The 2,926-nt window shown below is 64.9% G+C and carries 1 protein-coding gene and 2 pseudogenes; 2 read left to right on the top strand and 1 reads right to left on the bottom strand.

All coding sequences use genetic code 11. The features are described from left to right. Window positions 1-166, top strand: a pseudogene (locus ACWEVS_RS46115) (IS5/IS1182 family transposase); the annotation flags it as partial. Window positions 167-543: 377 nt separating this feature from the next. After that, window positions 544-1,003 (top strand): annotated as a pseudogene (locus ACWEVS_RS46110) (transposase); the annotation flags it as partial. A 44-nt stretch (window positions 1,004-1,047) separates the two neighbouring features. On the opposite strand, the gene ACWEVS_RS46105 reads toward ACWEVS_RS46110, so the two are convergent. Further along, window positions 1,048-2,499 (bottom strand): hypothetical protein, encoded by a 1,452-nt coding sequence (locus tag ACWEVS_RS46105; protein WP_452557578.1) that lies wholly within the window; start codon window positions 2,497-2,499, stop codon window positions 1,048-1,050. Window positions 2,500-2,926 lie beyond the last annotated feature (427 nt).

The following is a 2,926-nucleotide window of genomic DNA, read 5'->3' as shown; positions in this document are numbered from 1 at the left end:
CGGCCTCGATCAGGCCTTACGCGCCGCCAAGCGGGCCGGCTACGCCTTCGTCGTGCTGGACGGCACGCTCATCCCCATCGACCGAGTGGCCGCCGGCCGGCCGTACTACTCCGGTAAGCACAAGAAGCACGGTATGAACATCCAGGTCCTGGCTGCGCCCGACGGCACGCCGCTGTGCGGCCCCCAGGGTCATTGCGTTGTCGGGTAGCTGCTGGTCACCGCGGTGATGAGGTCGTGCGAGCGGCGGTCGGTTGGCGCGGGCGGTGTTGGTGTCGCCGTTGATGCGGTGGTAGCCAGGGCCGTTGCGAAGTCAGATCTGCGCAGGTCGCCAAGCATGCAGGCGCCTGCCGCGACGGCACTGGGATGACGGCCCTGCTGCGGCGACGCCTTGCTAGAGCAGGGGGTGCGTTCTGCTGGGCCGTGTCGGGACGGGCGCGGCGGCGCTCGCGGGCAGTCCGGCTGCCGCGTCTTCGCTGGGTCGGGGGTGGTCAAGGCACTGCCTGACCCAAAGGGGCAAAACCCCAAGACGGCGAACCGGGCGAAGGCGCCGATGAGGATCGTGGTGGACGCTGGCGGTTACAACTGCGGCGCGGGATCCGGCTGAAGAGGGCCGAGCTGGGCCGCTCGCGGGGTGGGCTGACCAGCAAGGTTCACCTGTCGGCCGATCGGCGATGCCGTCCGCTGTCGTTCGTGCTGACCCCGGGCCAAGCCGGAGACAGCCCCCAGTTTCGCGCCGTGCTGTTCCCTATCAAGGTCCGCCTGCCCATCGGCCGCCCGCGCACCCGCCCGGGCGCGGTGGCAGCCGACAAGGCCTACTCCTCTCGCGGCAACCGCGCCTATCTGCGGCGACGCAGTATCAAGGCCGTTATCCCGGAGAAGGCCGACCAGGCTGCCAACCGCAAAGCGCGGCTTTAGCGGCAGTCGCCCGGTCGGCCGTGATCCAGATCTGTACAAGCAGCGCAACACGGCCGAACGCTACATCAATCGGATCAAGGACTGGCGCTGCCTGGGCGCCGTTGAGGTGCTGCTCCAGGGGTCAGTGCGAGGTCAGGGGGTGTCGTAGCCGATCCAGTTGATGTACCAGCCGAACTGCTGGGCCATGGCGGGAGTCAGTTCGCGGTCGTCGCGCCATTTGAGGTAGACGCTGAACTTGTTGGCGGTGATGTCGTAGACCGCACTGGTGCCGACCAGGTCATATTGCATGCCGCCGGCGCCTCCGATGGAGGTGAGGTAGACAGGGTCGCCGGTGAACTCACCTGCGCTGGTGTCCACGTCGATGCAGATGCTGTCGGGAGCGTAAGCCCTCCAGCCCTGTCCGGGGCGAGTCTTTCCTGAAGCCGTTCGGCCGTGCTTCGCGAACACGGTCCCCCACTCATGGGTGCCCGCCCGATACACGTTCAGCCCTTCCTTGGGGAAGCTGATCCATCCGTCGTCACTGTGTCGTCCCTGCACCCATTTGGTGTTGACGCCGTTGACGTCGGCCTTGTCGGCGTGCACGTTTCCCCACGCTCCGCTTCCTTGGCGGACGTCGAGCCCATCCTTGGGGAAGCTGATCTTTCCGTCGTCGGCGCTTCGCCCTTGCACCCATTCGGTGTTCACGCCGTTCAAGAGGGCCTTGTCGGCTGTCACGGCACCCTGCCCGCCCGTGTTGTCGAAGATCTCCGCCCCTGAGTCGGTGAAGGTGACGCGCCCCTTGTGCGCCGTCCCCTGGATCCAGGGTGTGTCGATGCCGTCGGTGGCGGTGAGCGATTCCAGCACGGGACGGCGCACCTGCACGGTGGTGGTGAGGAAGTGCTGCTTCCGGGTGATGGGGTCGGTGGCGACGAGGATGTAGGTGGTAGCCCGCTGCGGGGTGGGCGGTGACCAGGTACCCCCCGAGACGGGGCTCCGCCCGCCGGGGAACACGATCTCATAGGTGAAGTCGGGAGACCCGTCCCAGCTCAGCGTGAGGTTTTCTCCGGTGTCCAGCATCGCCTTGTCCGGGCGGAAGTCGCGCGGTGCCGGAATCTCCTTTGCTGTCGCCTTCACCAGCGGCACCGACGCGTACTTGGTCTCCCACCCGGTATCGGTTTTGAGAATTTCTTTCACTATCAGCACAGCCACCCCGGCGGTGGGGGCGACGGTGACGTTCTCGAGTGTCAGCAACATGTAGTCGCCGGGTTCGAAAGCGGCTATGCGACCGCTCTGGGGGGTGATCTCGAGAACGTTGGTGCCCTGCTGCTGGATGTTCACCGGCTGGGTGTCGGGCTCGATTCGGAAGTCCGTCTGCGTGCCCAGGGTGTCGGTGTACTCGCCCTTCAGCTTGAAGGTGTCGATTTCCCTGGTCAGGTGGCCTGCGCGGTCGCCGACAGGCACCCTCACCTCGATCCTTAACCAGGCCACCTCCTCTCCGGTGTTGGTGACCATCAGATACACCGTCCCTGTGGACGGGGACCGCCCGTCCACAGACGCCTCCAGCGACGTTGGATCGGTGAGGACGGTGTAGGTCAGTGCACTCATTCTCAAGACTCCTTCTCTTGGCGAACAGCGCAGGCTGATGCCCTGCGCACGACGAGAGGACCGGGCCGGGCGGAACAGGCGGCAGCACGGGTAAGGCGTCCGGAACCGCCGCTTGTGACGCACTACAGAAGAGCCTCCCTAGATCCAAACGTCAGGATGAGAGCGCAACAAGAGCACTCAAGGGGGGCATGACCAGGCGCTTCGGCGATACCCTTGGCGTCTTGACAATCCTTCATGACAACCATTACCGGCCACGACAGAAATGAAGCGCATCATGCAGGTCTGGATGAGACAGCGACGGGAAATGCCGACATACTCTGCAGAACACACAATGAGCTCATTCCACCGTGACGTCGCAGGTCACGGCTTCGTTGAGGATCATTGTTCTTGATCGGGAAATAGGAAAACCCCTGGTAGAAGGGTTGTC

Source organism: Nonomuraea sp. NPDC003754 (assembly GCF_053605785.1).
This window is presented reverse-complemented; position numbering and strand designations above follow the sequence as displayed.